Source organism: Desulfocurvus vexinensis DSM 17965, assembly GCF_000519125.1.
Classification (GTDB): domain Bacteria; phylum Desulfobacterota; class Desulfovibrionia; order Desulfovibrionales; family Desulfovibrionaceae; genus Desulfocurvus; species Desulfocurvus vexinensis.
Genome location: NZ_JAEX01000001.1, coordinates 413,888 through 430,432, shown reverse-complemented (window position 1 = coordinate 430,432; position 16,545 = coordinate 413,888). Strand labels below are relative to the sequence as shown.

17 protein-coding genes are annotated in these 16,545 nt (G+C 71.2%); 10 read left to right on the top strand and 7 right to left on the bottom strand.

Annotated features, from left to right (window positions below):
• Positions 1 to 182 precede the first annotated feature (182 nt).
• Positions 183 to 710: a type 1 glutamine amidotransferase domain-containing protein gene (locus tag G495_RS0101950; RefSeq protein WP_028586427.1), complete on the top strand. Its 528-nt coding sequence runs from the start codon at positions 183 to 185 to the stop codon at positions 708 to 710.
• 80 nt (positions 711 to 790) lie between these two features.
• Here G495_RS0101950 and G495_RS0101945 read toward each other — a convergent pair whose 3' ends face one another.
• From G495_RS0101945 to thiM, 4 genes are read right to left on the bottom strand one after another with little or no spacing between them, the layout of a single operon-like run.
• On the bottom strand, positions 791 to 1,291 hold the full coding sequence (locus G495_RS0101945) for a GNAT family N-acetyltransferase (RefSeq protein WP_028586426.1): 501 nt from the start codon (positions 1,289 to 1,291) through the stop codon (positions 791 to 793).
• Positions 1,267 to 2,490 carry an aminotransferase-like domain-containing protein gene (locus tag G495_RS17120; protein ID WP_035250469.1) on the bottom strand — a complete coding sequence of 408 codons (1,224 nt, stop codon included), beginning with the start codon at positions 2,488 to 2,490 and terminating at the stop codon, positions 1,267 to 1,269. Before G495_RS17120 ends, G495_RS0101945 begins: the two co-directional genes overlap by 25 nt.
• A gap of 55 nt (positions 2,491 to 2,545) precedes the next feature.
• Entirely contained in the window at positions 2,546 to 3,184 is a 639-nt protein-coding gene (gene thiE / locus G495_RS0101935) for a thiamine phosphate synthase (protein WP_028586425.1), read from the bottom strand.
• On the bottom strand, positions 3,181 to 4,041 hold the full coding sequence (gene thiM, locus G495_RS0101930; RefSeq protein ID WP_028586424.1) for a hydroxyethylthiazole kinase: 861 nt from the start codon (positions 4,039 to 4,041) through the stop codon (positions 3,181 to 3,183). The genes thiE and thiM overlap by 4 nt, the downstream gene beginning before the upstream one ends.
• A 282-nt stretch (positions 4,042 to 4,323) precedes the next feature.
• On the opposite strand from thiM, the gene G495_RS0101925 reads away from it, so the two are divergent.
• From G495_RS0101925 to G495_RS17100, 6 genes are all read left to right on the top strand, one after another.
• Positions 4,324 to 4,599 (top strand): metal-sensing transcriptional repressor, encoded by a 276-nt coding sequence (locus G495_RS0101925; protein WP_028586423.1) that lies wholly within the window; start codon positions 4,324 to 4,326, stop codon positions 4,597 to 4,599.
• A gap of 203 nt (positions 4,600 to 4,802) precedes the next feature.
• On the top strand, positions 4,803 to 6,749 hold the full coding sequence (locus G495_RS17115) for a heavy metal translocating P-type ATPase (protein WP_245588340.1): 1,947 nt from the start codon (positions 4,803 to 4,805) through the stop codon (positions 6,747 to 6,749).
• A gap of 175 nt (positions 6,750 to 6,924) precedes the next feature.
• The gene (locus G495_RS0101915) at positions 6,925 to 7,800 is read left to right on the top strand and encodes a CheR family methyltransferase (protein WP_028586422.1); all 876 of its coding nucleotides are present in this window, start codon (positions 6,925 to 6,927) and stop codon (positions 7,798 to 7,800) included.
• An 88-nt stretch (positions 7,801 to 7,888) separates the two neighbouring features.
• Entirely contained in the window at positions 7,889 to 8,950 is a 1,062-nt protein-coding gene (locus tag G495_RS17110) for an HDOD domain-containing protein (protein ID WP_245588339.1), read from the top strand.
• Positions 8,951 to 9,106: 156 nt separating this feature from the next.
• A complete protein-coding gene (locus G495_RS17105; RefSeq protein WP_035250466.1) occupies positions 9,107 to 9,721 on the top strand; it encodes a chemotaxis protein CheX in 615 nt (204 codons plus the stop codon).
• A 184-nt stretch (positions 9,722 to 9,905) separates the two neighbouring features.
• On the top strand, positions 9,906 to 10,223 hold the full coding sequence (locus G495_RS17100) for a hypothetical protein (RefSeq protein ID WP_035250463.1): 318 nt from the start codon (positions 9,906 to 9,908) through the stop codon (positions 10,221 to 10,223).
• A gap of 258 nt (positions 10,224 to 10,481) precedes the next feature.
• On the opposite strand, the gene G495_RS20095 is transcribed toward G495_RS17100, so the two are convergent.
• From G495_RS20095 to G495_RS0101885, 3 genes are all read right to left on the bottom strand, one after another.
• Positions 10,482 to 11,474 (bottom strand): GGDEF domain-containing protein, encoded by a 993-nt coding sequence (locus G495_RS20095; RefSeq protein WP_051444966.1) that lies wholly within the window; start codon positions 11,472 to 11,474, stop codon positions 10,482 to 10,484.
• Positions 11,475 to 11,523: 49 nt separating this feature from the next.
• Positions 11,524 to 12,480, bottom strand: a complete 957-nt coding sequence (locus G495_RS0101890; RefSeq protein ID WP_028586421.1) for an MBL fold metallo-hydrolase — start codon at positions 12,478 to 12,480, stop codon at positions 11,524 to 11,526.
• Between the two features lie 223 nt (positions 12,481 to 12,703).
• A complete protein-coding gene (locus G495_RS0101885; RefSeq protein WP_028586420.1) occupies positions 12,704 to 13,951 on the bottom strand; it encodes an HD domain-containing protein in 1,248 nt (415 codons plus the stop codon).
• A 252-nt stretch (positions 13,952 to 14,203) separates the two neighbouring features.
• Between G495_RS0101885 and rplM the strand changes: the two genes are divergently transcribed.
• From rplM to G495_RS0101870, 3 genes are all read left to right on the top strand, one after another.
• Positions 14,204 to 14,632, top strand: a complete 429-nt coding sequence (gene rplM / locus G495_RS0101880) for a 50S ribosomal protein L13 (protein ID WP_028586419.1) — start codon at positions 14,204 to 14,206, stop codon at positions 14,630 to 14,632.
• Between the two features lie 24 nt (positions 14,633 to 14,656).
• Positions 14,657 to 15,049, top strand: a complete 393-nt coding sequence (gene rpsI, locus G495_RS0101875) for a 30S ribosomal protein S9 (RefSeq protein ID WP_028586418.1) — start codon at positions 14,657 to 14,659, stop codon at positions 15,047 to 15,049.
• A gap of 97 nt (positions 15,050 to 15,146) precedes the next feature.
• Entirely contained in the window at positions 15,147 to 16,448 is a 1,302-nt protein-coding gene (locus tag G495_RS0101870; protein WP_028586417.1) for a radical SAM family protein, read from the top strand.
• Positions 16,449 to 16,545: the final 97 nt, after the last annotated feature.

Here is a 16,545-nt window from a genome sequence, read left to right as displayed (position 1 = left end):
CGGGGTTCGCGGGGCAGCGCGGGACCGCGCCTTGCGCCGCCCACGGGCGCGGGCCGCTCCCGGCGCAGCACCGGCGTGCCCGCGCCGCCCGCCGCGCCGGGCTTGCGCGCGGGGCCGCCCTCCCCTACACTGGACGGCCAGACACGACACCGCGCCCGCCCCGGGCGCGCAAGGAGGCGACGATGGCGGAACTGGACGGCCTGCGCGGGCTGATGTTCGTGGAAGACGTGTACGAGGACCTGGAGCTGTGGTACCCCAAGCTGCGCCTGGAAGAGGCCGGGGCCAGGATGGTCGTGGCCGCCCCGGTGGCGGGCAAGACCTACGCGGGCAAGCACGGCTACCCCTGCGTGAGCGACGCCGCCCTGGACGGGCTCTCGGCTGCGGGTTTCGATTTTCTGGTGGTGCCCGGCGGATTCGCGCCGGACAAGCTGCGCCGCCTGGACACCGTGAAAACCCTGACCCGCGAGATATTCCAGGCCGGGAAACTGGTGGCCCACATCTGCCACGGCGGCTGGATTCCCATCTCGGCGGGCATCATGGCCGGGATGCACTGCACCTCCACCCCCGGCATCCGCGACGATCTGGTCAACGCGGGCGCCACCTGGGAGGACCGCGAGGTGGTGGTGGACCGGACCATGATCTCCAGCCGCAAGCCCGACGACCTGCCCGCCTTCTGCCGGGCGATCATCGCGCACCTGGCGCGCGGGTAGGCGCTGGCGCCCCCGGCGCGCACAAAAGCCCCCGGGCCTTGCGGCCCGGGGGCTTTACCGTTTGCTGGCCAGGGTGGGGGTCAGCCCGCGCCCGGGGCCATGTATTCCAGGTGCAGCAGCGGGTAGGGCCGCCCGCAGAAGTCGCACTCCGAGCGCCCGCGCTCCACGAAGCCCAGGGCCGCGTAGAACCGCCGCGCGCCCGGGTTCTGCTCGTTGACGTCCACGCGCACGAGCCGCGACCCGCGCAGGGCGTACTCCGCCAGGGCCCGGCCCACGCCCTGGCGATGGTACGCCGGAGCCACGAACAGCGAATCAATGCCGCACAGCCCATCCTCGCGGGTCAGGCCCATGAAGCCCAGGACCACGCCGCCCGGGCCATGGGCCACCACCTGCCCGCCTGCGGGCAGGTACTCCTCGCGCACCAGCCGCGAATAGAACTCCACGTCCTCGCCGGACAGGAAGCCGTGGGTGGCGCTCACGGCGTCCAGCCACAGGGCGTGCAGGGCGTCCAGGTCCCCAGGCCGGGCCGGGCGCAGGGTCAGGCCCGGGCGCAGGGTCAGGGCCGGGCCTGGGCGGCGCATGCGGCCCGCTCCCCGCCGCGCGCGGCGAGGTACTCCTCCAGGCAGCGCCCCAGGCGGCGCATGCCCTCCTCGATCCGCTCGGGCTCGGAGTTGGTGTAGTTCAGGCGCATGGTGTTGTCGCCGCTGCCGTCCACGTAGAAAGGCCGCCCGGGCACGAAGGCCACCTTGCAGCGGATGGCCCGCTCGAACAGCTCCATGGACGAATAGCCCTCGGGCATCACCGCCCACAGGAACATGCCGCCCTCGGCGCGCGTCAGGCGCACCTCGGGGGGCAGGTGGCGCGCGGCGGCCTCCTGCATGGCCCGGCACTGCTCGCCGTAGCACTGGCGGATGCGCGCGATGTGCGCGTCCAGGTCGTTGGTCTCCAGGTAGCGGTGCACGATGCGCTGGGTCACGGTGCTGGTGTGCAGGTCGCTGGCCTGCTTGACGCGCACCAGGGCGTCGCGCAGCGGGCCCCTGGCCACGATCCAGCCGATGCGAAAGCCCGGGGCGCAGACCTTGGAGAACGAGCCGGTGAGCACGCTGTTCTCCGGGCGCAGGGCGTAGACCGGGGGCTGGTCCTGGCCCTCGAAGCGCAGCTCGCCGTAGGGGTCGTCCTCGGCGAAGAAGACGTCCGTGCCTGCCAGCAGGTCGGCCACGGCGCGGCGCTTGGCCGGACCGTAGGTCAGGCCCGAGGGGTTCTGGAAGTTGGTCACGGCGTAGAAGGCCTTGACCCCGCCCGCCAGCTCGCGCGCCAGCACTTCCAGGTCCGGCCCGTCGTCTTCCAGCGGCACGGTGCGGAACTCGGGCTGGAACACCGAGAAGGCCTGGATGGCCCCCAGGTAGCCCGGGGCCTCCATGAGCACGCGGTCGCCCTTGTCGATGAGCACCTTGCCCATCAGGTCCAGGGCCTGCTGGGAGCCGGTGGTGACCAGGATGTCGTCGGCGCCCACGTCCAGGCCCTTGCGCTCGCGGTAGCGCGCGGCGATCCACTCGCGCAGGGGCGCGTGGCCCTCGGTGGTGGAATATTGCAGGGTGGAGCGGCCCTCCTGGCCGATGACCTGCGCGGCGGCCTCGGCCAGCTCGCGCATGGGGAACAGGCCGGGGTTGGGCAGGCCCCCGGCGAAAGAGATGACCTCGGGGTCGGCGGTGACCTTGAGGATCTCGCGGATGAACGAGCGGTGCACGGAGCCCATCCGTGCGGCAAAGGGAAGTGACATCAGCCAAGGCTCCTTCGGGAGGAAGGTTCTGGTTGCGCCGTGCGGGAGCGGCGGTTCAGCGCACCGCCTGCACGGCGGCGCGCAAATCTGCGGCCGCGCGCCCGGGGTCGGGCGCACGGCAGATGGCCGACACCACGGCCAGCCCGTCGGCCCCGGCGCGCAGCACGCCCGCCGCGTTGGCCGGGCCGATGCCGCCGATGGCCACCAGGGGCCGGGCCGTGGCGGCGCGCAGCCGGGCCAGGCCCTCCAGGCCCCAGGCCGGGCCGGTGTCGGTCTTGGTCGGCGTGGCGAACACGGGGCTCACGCCGTAATAGTCCACGTCCAGCGCCTCGGCGGCCCCGGCCTGGGCCATGGTCTCCACCGACAGGCCGATGATCGCGTCCGGCCCCAGCAGGCGCCGGGCGTCGCCGGGGTGCATGTCGCCCTGGCCCACGTGGACCCCGTGGGCCCCGGCGGCCAGGGCCACGTCCACCCGGTCGTTGACCAGCACGAGCGCCCCGCTGCCCGCCAGGGCGGCCAGCACCTCGCGGGCCAGGGCCACGAAGGCCCGCGTGCCCAGGGTCTTCTCGCGCAGCTGGACCACGCTCGCGCCCCCGGCCACGGCCAGGCGCGCCGTCCGGGCCACGCCCCGCACGCCGCACTGGCCCGCGTCGGTGACGAGGTAGACCCCGTAGTCCGGCACCGGGCGCGTCACAGCGGCTCCACGGCCACGTGGGCCTCCAGGTCCTCGCGGTCCAGGGCGTGCAGGGCGTCCAGGAAATGCAGTTGCAGGGTGCCGGGGCCCTGGGCGCGGGCGGCGGCCACGGCCCCGGCGGCGCCCATCACGGCCATGGCCGCCACGGCGGCTTCGAAGGCGTCGGGCACCACGGCGGCGAAGGCTCCCGCCAGGGCCGTGGCCGTGCAGCCCATGCCCGTGACCAGGGGCATGAGGTCGCTGCCGCCAAAGACGGCCACCGCGCGGCGCGCATCGGCCACGATGTCCACCGCGCCGCTGACCACCACCACGCAACCGGCGGCCTGGGCCACGGCCCGGGCCACATCCTCCACGCCCTGGCCCGAGTGGGCGCTGTCCACCCCGCGCGTGGAGCCCCCGGCGGCGGCCAGGGCCGCGCCCAGGCGCCGGGAGTCCACCGCGCCCAGGGCCCCGGCCACGGCCAGGACCTCCGAGGCGTTGGCCCGCAGGATGGCCGGGCGCGTCTCGCGCAGCAGGTCCAGGCTGGTGGCCGTGCGCAGGTGCGAGGCTCCGGCGCCCACGGGGTCCAGGACCACCGGGACGCCGCGCTCGCCCGCCGCACGCCCGGCCAGGAGCATGCTCTCCACCCACGGGCCGCTCAGGGTGCCGATGTTGAGCACCAGGGCCCCGGCCAGCCCGACCAGCTCCTCCACCTCTTCGGGGGCGTGGGCCATGACGGGCGAGGCCCCCAGAGCCAACAGGGCGTTGGCCGTGGTGTTCATGACCACGAAGTTGGTGATGTTGTGCACCAGGGGGCGCGCGGCGCGCACCTGCCGGAGGGCGGAATGGACGGCGGCGACGGCGGGACTCGCGGGCATAGGGCCTCCTTGTGGGCCTGGGTTCGTGCCGGAGCCTTCCAGTGATACGCAAAACGTCCAGGATTTCAAGAGCCCCCCGGGCCGGAGGCGGGCCGGGGGGATGTCCTCCGGCCCGGAGCACACGGCGCACGCGGACAGGCGGCGGAAGGGTCAGGAGCAAAACCGCCCCGGCCCGGCGGAGCGGGGCGAAGTTTCCCTTGACAGCGCGCGCGCCCCGGGCCAAGCCTCGCCCATACCCCCCTTGGGTACCCCAGGGGAACCACCAGCCACGGAGGGCCGCCCATGCGCCAGTGTATGGATTCCGACAACCTGCACCGCAGGCTGAATAAAATAAGCGGACAGATCACCGCCATCGGCAAGATGATCGACCAGGACGTGCCCTGCGAGGACATCCTGATCCAGGTCAACGCCGCCAAAAGCGCCCTGCACAAGGTCGGGCAGATCATCCTCGAAGGCCACCTGACCCACTGCGTGCGCGACGGCATCGAGCACGGCGACGCCGACAAGACCATCGCCCGCTTCGCCAAGGCCGTGGAGCATTTCTCGCGGCTGTCGTAGCCGGGTGCCAGGCCCGGCGCGGCACGGCTGGTGTGACCGACGCAGGCGGCGCGGCTGACACGGCTGGCTCACTGCATTTGACGCTGCGCATCAGACCCAGGCCGCCCTGTTTCCGGGGCGGCCTTTTTTTGGCGTTGACAGGCCCCGGCCCCCTGGAATACCTATACCCCCCATGGGTATCTAGAACCAAGGAGGAACCCGCCGTGCAACGCCTGCTCGCCTCACTCATGGAGGCAAACCGCCTGGATTTCCTGCTGCTGACCCTCTCCGGCCTGGCCCTGGGGGCCAGCTTCCTGGCCGGGGCGATGCTGCCCGTGGACCCGGCCTGGATCGCCGTGGTGCTGTGCGGCGCGCCCATCGTCAAGGGGGCCGCCGAAGGGCTGATCACAGAATTCGACATCAAGGCCGACGTGCTGGTGTCCCTGGCGCTCATCGCGGCGGTGGCCATCGGCGAGGTCTTCGCCGCCGGGGAAATCGCCTTCATCATGCAGATCGGCGCCCTGCTGGAAGAGCGCACCGTGGCCAAGGCCCGCGCGGGCATCGAGCGCCTGGTGCGCCTGACCCCGCGCACGGCGCGCGTGGTCGAGGGCGGCGCCGAGCGCACCGTGCCCGCCGACGAGGTCCGCGTGGGCCAGGTGCTGCGCGTGCTGCCCGGCGAGGCCGTGGCCGTGGACGGCGTGATCCTTTCCGGGCAGACGGCCATCGACCAGTCGGTGATGACCGGCGAATCCCTGCCCGTGGACAAGGAACCCGGCGACGAGGTGTTCAGCGGCACGGTCAACCAGTTCGGCGCCTTCGAGATGCGCGCCGTGAAGGTCGGGCAGGACAGCTCGCTGCAACGCATGATCCGCCTGGTGGAATCCGCCGACGCAGGCAAGGCGCGCATCGTGGGCGTGGCCGACCGCTGGGCGACCTGGATCGTGGCCGGGGCCCTGGCCTGCGCCGTGGGCACCTGGCTCGTCACCGGCGAGGTCATCCGCGCCGTGACCATCCTGGTGGTCTTTTGCCCCTGCGCCCTGGTGCTGGCCACGCCCACGGCTATCATGGCCGCCATCGGCAACTCCACGCGCCGGGGCGTGCTGGTGCGCCAGGGCGACGCCCTGGAGCGCCTGGCCGGGGTGCGGCGGCTGTGCCTGGACAAGACCGGCACCCTGACCCACGGCAGGCCGCAGGTGGCGGCGGTGCGCAGCATCGCCCCGGGCCTGGAGCCACAGGCCCTGCTGGCCCTGGCCGCCGCGGCGGAGCTGCGCTCGGAGCACCCCCTGGGCCGGGCCGTGCTGGCCCACTACCGCGCCACCGGCCCCGGCGCGCCCCGCGAGCCCCAGGCCTTCACCATGCTGCCCGGCAGGGGCGTGCTGGCCACGGTGGACGGGGCGCAGGTCCTGGCGGGCAACGCCGCGCTGCTGGCCGACCACGGCGTGGCCCTGCCCCCGGCCCTGGCCCGCGAAGCCGAAGACCACGTCCAGGAAGGCGCCACGCTCATCTTCGTCGCCATGGACGGCCAGGCGGCAGGGTTCATCGCCCTGGCCGACGCCCTGCGCGAGGCGGCCCCGGCCATGGTCCGCGAGGCGGGTGCCCTGGGCCTGTCCACGGTGCTGCTCACCGGCGACCACGAAGAGGCCGCCCGGCACGTCGCGGCCCAGGCGGGCATCCTGGAGCTGCACGCCCGCTGTCTGCCCGAAGACAAGCTGGCCCTCATCGACCTGTACCAGCAAAACGGCCAGCCCGTGGCTATGGTCGGCGACGGGGTCAACGACGCCCCGGCCCTGCGCCGGGCCCACGTGGGCATCGCCATGGGCGGCATCGGCAGCGACATCGCCGTGGACGCGGCGGACATCGCTCTGGTGGGCGACGACATCACGGCCATCCCGCAGACCGTCGCCCTGGCCCGGCGCATGATGCGCACCATCCACATCAACATGACCATGGCCATGGCCCTGAACTTCGTGGCCACCGCCCTGTCCATGCTGGGGCTCATGGGTCCGGTGGCCGGGGCCCTGGTGCACAACGTGGGCTCGGTGCTGGTGGTCCTCAACTCCACCCTGCTGCTGCGCTGGGCGCCGCGCCCGGCGCGCCGGGCGCGCCAGCCGCAGGCCGCCCCGGCGGACGCACCCCTGCCCGCCCCCGCCGCCGTGGCCGCCCGGCGCTAGCCCGCCAGAAATCCCCCTCGGGGGCCGCCCCCCGGCCCCGCCCCGCCCTGCCTGCGCGCCCCCCCCCCCCCCGCACAGGCAGGGCTTTTTTCATGGCCGGGCTTCCCCAGGCCGCGCAAATCTGCTAGCCTGGGTCTTGTTGGATCACCGCGTCCGTCGGGAAGGAGAGACATCCATGGGAGTTCTGGGCAGTTCGCTCACCCTGCGCAAGCAGCCGAAGATCAGCGATGCCGAGTTCGCGCAGCTGCGCGACTTCATTTATGCCAAAACGGGCATCAGCATTCCGGAGAAGCGCAAGTACCTGCTGGAGAACCGTCTGGGCACCCGCCTGCAGGAGCTCAACCTCGCCTCGTTCAAGGACTACTACGACTACCTGCGCCTGGACGCCAACCGGACCAAGGAAATGGACGCGCTGTGCGAGCGCATCACCACCAACGAGACGAGCTTCTTCCGCGACATCAAGCAGCTGACCATGTTCAAGGACCATATCCTGCGCGAGGCCCTGGAAGCCCAGGAGAAGGCCGGGCGCAAGGAGCTGTCCATCTGGTCCGCCGGGTGCTCGTCGGGCGAGGAGCCCTACACCCTGGCCATCCTGCTGCACGAGGTGCTGGGCATGTCCATCATCGGCTGGCGCATCCGCATCACGGCCAACGACCTGTCCCCGGCCATGCTGGAAAAGTGCCGCCGGGGGGTCTACGGAGACTACGCCCTGCGCACCACGCCCCGGGGCATGATCACCAAATATTTCGACGACGTGGGCGGCGGCGAGTTCCAGATCAAGTCCAAGGTCCAGAAGCTGGTCAGCTTCGGGCCCATCAACCTCTCGGACCGCGCCCAGACCCGGCGCGTGCCGCCCTCGCAGATCGTGTTCTGCCGCAACGTGATCATCTACTTCGACGACCCCATGAAAAAGCAGGTTATCTCGGCGTTCTACGACAATCTCCTGCCCGGCGGGCACCTGTTCCTGGGGCATTCGGAAAGCATCCACAAGCTGTCCACGGCGTTCCGGCCCGTGTTCAAGCCGGGCGGCATCGCCTACATCAAGGGCTAGGACCGCCCGGCGGGCGGGGGCGCCCCGAGCGGGGCACAGGGCAGCACAGGCCGGCCAAGGCCGCGCCACACAGATACGGAGGGCAGGCGTGTACCAGATCGACACCAGGGCCGCGGATTTCCCCGAAGCCGAAAGCTACGTTCGCGGTTTCTTCCTCTACGTGGACCCGGACCACGAAGCCATGGTCGCCCTGTACCGCGTGACCGTGGCCCGTACCCTGGCCGCGCTGCGGGCGGGCTGGACCTTCCCGACCATCGACCAGCTCATGCCGCGCAACGTCGAACACCTGCGCGACATGTTCTACCAGGAGCAGCAGGGCGGCCCCCGGGAGATAGTGGACGCCGAAACCAAGATCGCCTCCTTCCCCGACGTGTACTTCCGGCTGCGCGAAGAGCTGGACAGGCCCACCAGCTCGGCGGACGACGTGGCCCGGGTCGTGGGCACCGACGTGGCGCTGACGGCCAAGCTGCTCAAGCTGGTGAACAGCCCGCTCTACGGCTTTGCCGAGCGCATCGACTCCGTGCCCCACGCCGTGTCGCTGCTGGGCGTCAAGGAGGTCTCCAACCTGGCCCTGGGCATCTCGACCATCAACTTTTTCAAGGACATCCCGCCCGAGCTGATGGACATGCGCACCTTCTGGAAGCACTCCATCAGCGTGGGCATCTTCTCCAAGCTGCTGGCCTCGCGCGTGCGCGGGGCGGGCGTGGAGCGGCTGTTCACCGCCGGGCTGCTGCACGACGTGGGGCGGCTCATCCTGTTCAAGAAGCTGCCCTACGCCTCGACCCAGGCCCTGCTGCACGCCCGGTCGAACATGCTGCCCGTGGTGGACGCCGAGGGCGAGGTGTTCGGCTACGACCACACCGAGGTCGGCCAGACGCTGCTTGCGGCCTGGAACTTCCCCCCGGAGATGACCGCCCTGGTGCGCCACCACCACTCGCCCATGGAGGCGCCCTCCCCGCTGGACGCCGCCGTCGTCCAGGTGGCCGACAACATGGCCAACGCCGCCGAGATTCCGGCGGGGGGCAAGTTCGTGCTGCCCGGGGTCAGCCCCGGGGCCTGGGAGCTTTTGAAGCTGTCGCCGGAGACCATCGAGCCGCTCATGGAGCTGTACGACCTGCACATCGAGGAAGTCCTGGAGACCTTCCTCTAGGCCAGGCACCTGTTCCGGGCTTGCCTTCGGGCCGCCGAGCGTCTATGAATTGATGCGCCCGCCGCCCGGCGGGCGCACCGGTCCCTGCCCCCCGAGCCGCTCCCCGTTCCGGGCCGGGCCCGCCAGCCGCCTCTCAACAGGAAAGCCCAGGCTGCCATGGCCATCAAGTACGACGTCGCGTTCATCAACCCCTTCCTGGAAGCCGTCATCAACGTGCTTTCCACCATGGCCATGGTCTCGGCCACGCCCGGGCGTCCGTACATTAACACCCGGCGCACGGCCCAGTGCGACGTGACCGGGCTCATCGGCATCACCGGCCACGCCGAGGGCACCATCGCCCTGTCGCTGTCCAAGGGCGCCATCCTGCGCATCGTCAGCAACATGATCGGCGAGGAATACACCGAGCTGAACAACGACATCGCCGACGCCGTGGGCGAGCTGACGAACATGATCTCCGGCCAGGCGCGCCAGAACCTGTCCACCATGGGCCTGAACTTCCGGGCCTCGACGCCCTCGGTGGTCATCGGCAAGGGCCTGCGCGTGGCGCACCCGGCCTCGGGGCCCATCCTGACCATCCCCTTCACCACGCCCGACGGCGACCTGGTGGTGGAAATCTGCTTCGTGCGCTCCCAGGCCGTGGCCGTGGGCAAGGAGGTCTCCCCCCAGGCCCCGGCCCAGCCCGCCCCCGAAGCCCCCGCCACCCCCCAGCCCGACCCGGACCAGAAGCAGGACAAGATGGACCAGAACGCCATCGACAAGTTCTTCGACTAGCCGCGTTGCGGCGCATCAACGTGCGGGCGGGCCCCGGCCAGGAATGGCCGGGGCCCGCCTGCATTGCGCCCATCCCGGGTGCCGCTGCCAGGGCAAGGCCCGTTTTTGCCCCCGCCTTCCACTTCCGCAAAATATCTGCTACGCGAGTCAAGACCAAGACTCTTCCGCTGCCAGGAGGAACGCCATGAAAACCGGCGTCGCGGTCTTGATCCTGCTGCTTGCGCTGTCCGGCCCGGCCCTGGCGACCGAGCCCGTCCCTGTTTCCGCTTTCGGGCCCGGGGGCATCCAGGGCCTGCCCCCGGGCGAGGGCCCGCTTGCCCAGCGGGGCTGCTGCTCGTGGCATAAAGGTGTCTGCGGCTGCCAGAACGGGCGGGTGGTCTGCTGCGACGGCACGTTGAGCTCGACATGCACCTGCCGCGCCGACGGCGGCGCCGGGGCGGAGTTCCCCGCGCAGGCCATCTCCGACCGCCGTCGTGCGCAATCCGCCGGGCAACGAGAATAGCGCCCCCTCCCCGCGCCCCGAAAACGCCCGGGCCGGATTCCCCGCGAGGAATCCGGCCCGATGTTTTCTGCCGCAATCCCCACCCGTTGCCCCCCCCCCCGCCCCGGGGCCGCGCGGGCTTTGCCGCGCGGCCCCGGGGCGGCGTGCGGGGTCAAGGGGGCATTGCCCCCTTGCGGGGGGTGCTGGGGGGCGGCGCCCCCCAGCCGGGGTCCGGGGCAGCGCCCCGGCAACGCCGTGCGCAGCGCCCAGGCGCGGGCGCTACTTGGCGACCACGGCGCGGTCGCGCCCGCCCTCCTTGGCGGCGTAGAGGGCGGTGTCGGCGCGGGCGAAGAGGCTTTCGGCGGTGTGTCCGGGGCCGTCGGCCTGGGCGATGCCCGCGCTGACGGTGATGCGCAGGGGCGGCTCGATGCCCGGGAAGGCCAGGGCCGAGGCCGCGTGGCGCACGCCCTCGACGATTTCCAGGGCCCGGGCGGCATCGGTGGCGGGCATGATAAGGGTGAACTCCTCGCCGCCGTAGCGGCAGGCGAGGTCGTGCCCGCGGCGCACGCCCTGGCGCACGACGTGGGCGAATTCGCGCAGGACCATGTCGCCGGTGGCGTGGCCCCAGGTGTCGTTGACGCGCTTGAAGTGGTCGATGTCGAAGACCACGAGGCAGGCGCTGCCCCCGGGGCGCAGGGCGGCCAGTTCCTCGGCCATGCGCGCGTCGTAGAAGCGGCGCATGTACAGCCCGGTCAGGCCATCGACCATGGCCAGCTCGAAGAGCCGGGCGTTGTCCAGGCTCACGGCCAGCACGGTGGCCAAAAGGCGCAGGGAGGCCAGGGTTTCGGGGGCGGGGGCGGCGGTTTCCAGGCTCAGGGCGCCCAGGATCAGCCCGCTGGAGGCGACCACGGGCAGCACGAGGCAGCCCTGGCCAGGTTCGGGCCCGGCGGGCAGCGGGGCCGGGGCGCCGGGCAGCGGGGCGAAGGCCATGTCGCGCTTTTCGGTGAACACGCGTTCGAAGGCGCCGCCCGCCACGGGCACGGTCAGGGCGGGCCGGGAGGAGGCGTTGCCGGAAAACACCCGGTCCAGGCTCAGGCTGGCGCCGTCGGGGGCCAGGGTCCACAGCGCCACGCGCGGGGCGGCGGCGAAGTCGGCCAGGGTTTCCAGGGCCATGTCGGTGACCATGTCGCGGTCCGACGCTGCGGTGAGCATCCGCGAGGCGAAATTGAGGATGAGCAGGGTTTCGCCCAGGTCGGTCTCGGCCAGATGCATGGCGTCTCCTTGTCCGGCCCGGGGCCGGGAGGGGTGAGGGTGTTGCGGCTCAGACCTCGACGACCATGCCGTCGTAGGCCATGAGCACCTCCAGGGGCGTTTCGGGCATGAACAGCCCGGCGTAGCGCCGCGTCTCGTCGTGGAAGGCCTCGATGGAGGCGTCGTCCAGGGTTGGCTCCTGGTGGAAGAGGCACAGGGCGCGCACCCCGGCGCGCTTGGCCAGCTCCACGCCGACGATGTTGGACGAATGGCCCCAGTCCTTCTTGCTCGTGCTGGCGGCCTGGAAGGTGTACTGGGCGTCGAAGATCATGAGGTCCGCGCCGCGCACATGCTCCAGGAAGGGGTAGTCGTCGGCCTCGGCGTCCTCGCGGTGTTCGCTGTCGGTGGACATGACGAAGCATTTGCCAGCGGCCTCGAAGCGGTAGCCGTAGGAGCCGCCGGGGTGGTTCTGGGCGAAGGGCGTCACGGCCATGCCGCCGATCTCGGTGGTCCGGCCCGGGATCAGGGTATTGAAGGCGATGTCCGCGCCCAGGTCGTCGAAGCCCACGGGGAAGAACGGCGGCGACTGCTGGGTGCGCAGGGCGCGCTCCATGGCCTCGTGGCAGCCGTGGAAGCGGATGACGTTGCCGGGCACGTAGGCCGGGGTGAAGAACGGGAAGCCCATGAGGTGGTCCCAGTGCAGGTGGGTCATGAGGAAGTCGTAACGCCCGCCCGAGGGGCCACGCGTGGAGATCACGGCGTTGCCCAGGTCGCGCAGGCCCGAGCCGCAGTCCACGATGACGGTGGCCTCGCCGCCGCCGTCCACCTGCACGCAGCAGGTGTTGGAGCCGTAGGAGCCGTGGACGGAAAACGGCAACTCGGAGTCGATGAAGGCTTCCACGTCGGCGCCGGGGCCGAGGCTTTTGCGCGCGGCGGCCCGCAAGGCCTTGGCGACCTTGCGGCGGATGGTCGGGGCGGTGGTGGACACGGGCAGCGACCCGCGGCAGCCCCAGACGGTCACTTTCACGGCGGCACCTCCTCACGGAACGGGCGGCAGGATTTCCATTTATACACCCATCCCGGCGCAAGGTCAAAAAAAGAGGGGACTTGCCGGACGCGGGAGGCAGGCGGGAGGGTCGCGGGCGGGGCCAGGGCGGAGGCCGGACGCGGGGCCGGGAGGGCCGAAGGCGCAGGGCCCGGCATTTCCCCCCGCCCGCCAGGGGCAACCGGGCGCCAAGCCCGGCGCCGCCCTAGTCGAAGTCGGCCAGCAGGGCGCCCACGTGCAGCTCGTCGCCCAGGGCGTAGGTCTGGTAGTGCTGGCGCAGGCGCCACACGGCCTGCTGGAGCTGGTCCGACGAGATGCCGTTGCGCAGGGCCGAATAGGCCTCCACGAAGGCCGCCAGACTGTCGCAGACCTTGAGCAGTTCGCCGTCCTTGGGGTCCTGGTCGTCGCGGTTGCCGGGGCCCTGAAGCTCCTCCCAGCCCACGGCGCGCACCGCCCCGGCGCGCACCACCACGGCCTGGAACTCCGAGCCCGTCTCGCGGCCCAGGAAATAGCCCAGGCGCGCGGAGAGGTCGGCGAAGCCCCCGGCTTCCAGCGGCCCGTAGACCCGCCGCTCCAGCTCGCTGTCCTCGTACTGGCGGATGAGGTCGCCGATGGTGCGCACGGATTTCTTGACCGGCGAGATGATGTCGCGGGTCAGCACCTCGGGCAGGTCGTGGAACAGCCCGGCGAAGAAGTTGTTCTGGCGGCGCGCCGGGCAGGCGCCCACGGCCAGGCTCAGGAACCAGGCGTAGGCGGCGACGATGAACAGGTGGCCCAGGACCGAGGTTTCGGGGATGCGCGGGGTCTGCGACCAGCGCGTCTGGAAGCGCAGCTGCCCGCACAGGTGGGCGAAGCGCCCCAGCACGGACTGCGGCCCGGCCATGAGCTCGGACACGCCCGCCAGATCCTCGAAGCGGCGCAGGCCGTCGGTGAAGGACTGCTCGATACCGGCCTTTTCGTCGTCCCAGGGGCCGAGGTCCTTGATGAGGTTGAACTCCCAGCTCGACGCGTACAGGTGCGCGGCGTCGAGGATGCGCCCGGCCAGCCCGGCAGCGCCCGGGGGCTGCGACAGCCGGGCCCGGAAGCGGTCCCAGAACTCGCGGCCCACGGGCAGCAGCAGGGGTTCGAGCTGATCCAGCACCCAGGCCGTGAGCTGGCGGTAGTGCTCGGGGTTTTCCTTGATCTTGTAGAATATCGGCGGCTTGATGTCGGTGATCACCAGGCGGTAGAAGTAGTCGTACAGCCCGCCCTCGACCACGGCGTCGCCCAACTCGCGGCGGGCGACGGGGTCCAGCCCGCGCGCGTTGAGCATGAAGAGCATCCAGGCGGCCATCATCTTGTGGGCCTGCTTGTCCACTTCCAGAAGCTCCACGGGGCGCAGCTTGTCGTTCCAGCGCTTCATGGTCGTGCCGGAGAAGATGAATTGCAGCAGGCTCTTGCGGATAATCGTCATGGCGGCTCCCGGTATGGGCCCACCCTATCCCGGCGCCGGGCAAAGCTCAAGGCCCGCGCGGGCCGCCGGGCCATCCGGGCCGCCCGCGCGGGGCCCGGGTGCGAAAAGCACGGAAAAGGGGCTTCACAAGCCAAAAAGTTTCAGGTAGGTTTCCGGTCCCTGTTACGTTTCGCGCAGTGCAATTTTGATTGACAGCCGGGAGGAAAGCTCTTAAGGAGCTTTGTTCCGACTTTTTGACCTGAGGAGCTTTCCATGAAGACATATAGTCCGAAGCAGGGCGAGGTCGCCCGCGAGTGGTTGGTGGTCGATGCGCAGGACAAGATCCTGGGCCGCCTGGCCACCGAAATTGCCGTGCGGCTGCGCGGCAAGCACAAGCCTGAGTTCGCCCCGCACATGGACACCGGCGACTTCGTCGTGGTGGTCAACGCCGAGAAGATCAAGGTCACCGGCGCCAAGCTGGCCCAGAAGAAATACTACAGCTACTCCGGCTACGTCGGCGGCATCCACGAGGTCACCCTCAAGGACCTGCTGGCCACCAAGCCCGAGGAAGTCATCCGCAAGGCCGTGCGCGGCATGCTGCCCAAGAACCGCATCGGCCGGGCCATGCTCAAGAAGCTGAAGGTCTACGCGGGCTCCGAGCACCCCCACGGTGCGCAGAACCCCAAGCAGCTCGACATCTAGCACGCACCGCGAAGGAGTGAGACAATGAGCGAATTCTTCTACGGCACCGGCAAGCGGAAGACCTCCGTGGCCCGGACCCGTATCTACCAGGGCGGCACGGGCCGCATCATCGTCAACGGTCGGCCCTACGAGGAGTATTTCCCCCGGGCCACCCTGCAGATGATCATCCGCCAGCCCCTGAACCTGACCAAGACCATGGGCAAGTTCGACATCAAGATCAACGTGGACGGCGGCGGCATCGCCGGCCAGGCCCAGGCCGTGCGCCACGGCATCACCCGCGCCCTCATGGAGTTCGACGGCGGCCTGCGCCCCTCCCTGAAGCGTGCCGGGCTGGTCACGCGCGACGCCCGCAAGAAGGAGCGCAAGAAGTACGGCCAGCGCGGCGCCCGCGCCAGGTTCCAGTACTCCAAGCGCTAGAACCGGTCCTCACGCGGTGCTCTTCCGGGCGGGCTTGCGCTTTGCAGGCCCGCCCTTTGCTTTGGGCCCCGCGCCTTCACCGCCGCACGGAGGAGCCATGTCCACCGGCACCAAAGTCCAGCCCCGGCTGCTGTTTGCCGACGCGAAGGGCACCATCTACGACGACCCGGACCTGCTGCTGCTCTGCCGCCGGGGCGACGAGCTGGCCCTGCCCCGGCCCCAGGACCTGACCCCCCTGCCCGAGGGCAGCGACGTGTTCCTGCTGCCCGGGCGCCGCGCCGTGGGCATGGACCCCGAGACCGGGCAGGCCCTGGCCCTGGAGGAAAACGCCGTGGCCGCCTTCGTCTGCCCGGCGCACACGGTGACGGGCGTCGCCGCCTACGCCACCGACGCAGGCGCCCCGCGCCTGCCGCTCATGGCCTACGCCGCCGTGGGCTTCGCCGAGGGCCGCTTCTGGGTCTGCGCCAAGAAGGTGGACGAGGACCGCCGCCAGGTGTTCAGCGGCATCCCCCAGGAGCGCATCGCCCAGGGCGCGCGCAACCTGCTGGTCAAATTCCCGAAAAACAGGCTGGTGGCCCACCTGGGCCGCTGCGCCCTGACCTACTGCTGCCCGGCGGCCAAGAACCTGGCCCTGGGCCGCTTCGAGGCCCCGCTGCCCACGGCCCAGGCCTGCAACGCCCGCTGCCTGGGCTGCATCTCCCACCAGCCCGAGGACTCGGGCTTCCCCGCGCCCCAGGGCCGCATCGCGTTCCGGCCCAGCCCGGCGGAGGTCGTCGAAGTCATGGCCGAGCACGCCCGGCGCGAACGCCGCTGCCCGGTGTACTCCTTCGGCCAGGGCTGCGAGGGCGAGCCGCTGACCGAGGCCCGGACCATCGCCGAGGCCGTGGCCCGCTTCCGCGCAGGCGGCGGGCGCGGCACGGTAAACGTGAACACCAACGCCAGCCTGCCCGAGGCCATGGAGCCCCTGGCCCGCGCGGGGGTGGACTCCATCCGCGTGTCCATGAACAGCGCCGACCCCGGGCTCTACGCCGCCTACTACCGGCCCCAGGGCTACGCCGGGCTGGAGGCCGTGCGCCAGACCGTGGAGCAGGCCAAGGTCCACGGGCTGTTCGTGTCCCTGAACCTGCTGTTCTTCCCCGGCGTCACCGACACCGAGGCCGAGCTGGACCGCCTGGCGGCCTGGTGCCAGGAGCTGCGCGTGGACTTCGTGCAGCTGCGCAACCTGAACCTCGACCCCGAGCTGTACCTGGAGCTGGCCGCGCCCTTCGTCAGCGGCCCGAGCATGGGCCTGGCCAACTTCAAGAAGCGCCTGAAAAAGACCTGCCCGGACCTGGGGTTTGGCTACTTCAACCCGTACCTGGGCGACCGGAAAGCGCCCCAGGGGCCCGAAGCGCCCTGAAGCCCCCCCGGCGCGCCCGGTGGCGCACGGAGACGGCGCGAAAAAGCCCCGGGAGGCGGACCTCCCGGGGCTTTTCGCGCGTGCGCGGGGCAGCGCC

Coding starts and splice junctions, on each gene's coding strand:
- G495_RS0101950 (WP_028586427.1), top strand. CDS start 183: ATGGCGGAACTGGACGGCCTGCGCGGGCTGATGTTCGTGGAAGACGTG.
- G495_RS0101945 (WP_028586426.1), bottom strand. CDS start 1,291: ATGCGCCGCCCAGGCCCGGCCCTGACCCTGCGCCCGGGCCTGACCCTG.
- G495_RS17120 (WP_035250469.1), bottom strand. CDS start 2,490: ATGTCACTTCCCTTTGCCGCACGGATGGGCTCCGTGCACCGCTCGTTC.
- thiM (WP_028586424.1), bottom strand. CDS start 4,041: ATGCCCGCGAGTCCCGCCGTCGCCGCCGTCCATTCCGCCCTCCGGCAG.
- G495_RS0101925 (WP_028586423.1), top strand. CDS start 4,324: ATGCGCCAGTGTATGGATTCCGACAACCTGCACCGCAGGCTGAATAAA.
- G495_RS0101915 (WP_028586422.1), top strand. CDS start 6,925: ATGGGAGTTCTGGGCAGTTCGCTCACCCTGCGCAAGCAGCCGAAGATC.
- G495_RS17105 (WP_035250466.1), top strand. CDS start 9,107: ATGGCCATCAAGTACGACGTCGCGTTCATCAACCCCTTCCTGGAAGCC.
- G495_RS17100 (WP_035250463.1), top strand. CDS start 9,906: ATGAAAACCGGCGTCGCGGTCTTGATCCTGCTGCTTGCGCTGTCCGGC.
- G495_RS20095 (WP_051444966.1), bottom strand. CDS start 11,474: ATGCATCTGGCCGAGACCGACCTGGGCGAAACCCTGCTCATCCTCAAT.
- G495_RS0101885 (WP_028586420.1), bottom strand. CDS start 13,951: ATGACGATTATCCGCAAGAGCCTGCTGCAATTCATCTTCTCCGGCACG.
- rplM (WP_028586419.1), top strand. CDS start 14,204: ATGAAGACATATAGTCCGAAGCAGGGCGAGGTCGCCCGCGAGTGGTTG.
- rpsI (WP_028586418.1), top strand. CDS start 14,657: ATGAGCGAATTCTTCTACGGCACCGGCAAGCGGAAGACCTCCGTGGCC.
- G495_RS0101870 (WP_028586417.1), top strand. CDS start 15,147: ATGTCCACCGGCACCAAAGTCCAGCCCCGGCTGCTGTTTGCCGACGCG.